The organism is Streptococcus oralis (genome assembly GCF_019929345.1).
In the GTDB taxonomy this organism is placed as follows: domain Bacteria; phylum Bacillota; class Bacilli; order Lactobacillales; family Streptococcaceae; genus Streptococcus.
In genome coordinates this window covers 1-923 of the sequence record NZ_JAHZPJ010000030.1, presented here as the reverse complement: position 1 = coordinate 923, position 923 = coordinate 1, and the positions used below count along the sequence as shown (strand labels likewise).

1 protein-coding gene is annotated in these 923 nt (G+C 51.1%); it reads right to left on the bottom strand.

Features of this window, described 5'->3' with window-relative positions; translation table 11 throughout:
• A partial coding sequence (locus tag K1I97_RS10065) for an FtsK/SpoIIIE domain-containing protein (protein WP_263284093.1) occupies nt 1–923 on the bottom strand: 923 nt, incomplete at both ends.

The following is a 923-nucleotide window of genomic DNA, read 5'->3' as shown; positions in this document are numbered from 1 at the left end:
CGCACAAACTTAGAAATCTTCTCTGCCTGATCCAAAAGCATGGTGTCTGCCACCTGCGGAAGCTTGGACAAGGGCGCCAAACCATTGGTCCCAAAGTCCATCAAGTACATAGTAAGTGCCTTGGGACTGTGCTTTCTCGCTAGATCCATACCAGCTGTCTGAAGGAAGGTGGTCTTTCCTGTTCCCGGACTTCCATAAAGAAGGACATGCCCATCCTTAGAGAGATTGATAGAGATGGCTTCCTGCTTCTGGGCTTGCGGGATATCCGCCATCCCAAGTAGAAAGGAAAGAGGTTTCTCTTCTTCCCAAGCAACCGCTGGCTGCACTGCTTCCAGCTCCTCTAGCGCAATGCGCTCTTTGAGCGGAGGCAACCATGGCTGAGGGACTGGAGGAATTTCTTGTTCCTGACACAGAACTTGGATATGCTGCACAATCGCATCCAACTCTGTCGGAACTTCCTTGATCTCTTCGGCTTCTTCTAAGCCCGATAGGTCTTCATTCAAGATTTCATATTGACCCAATTCATTGATGAGATAAATCGTATGATCCTCAATCCCCATATCGTCCTTGTCCGGCTGATAATCCGCCCCTGACCAGGCTGACTGGAAGAGTTCATAGACTTCATTATTTCCGACCTGCAGATAAGCGCGACCCGTCTGGGTAATCTCGGCCGCATCCGGCGTATGAAGCATTTCATTGGAGTCCGAACGGTCCGCCACCTTCAGGGCGATCTTGAAGCGTGAGTTGGACCAGATCTGGTCATCCACCACACCCGATGGTTTCTGCGTGGCTAGGATTAAGTGAACCCCGAGGGAACGTCCGACCCGAGCGATAGACACCAGCTCCTTGATAAAGTCAGGCTGGTTGACCTTTAGCTCTGCGAACTCATCTGAGATGAGAAAGAGGTGAGGGAGAGGCTCAGT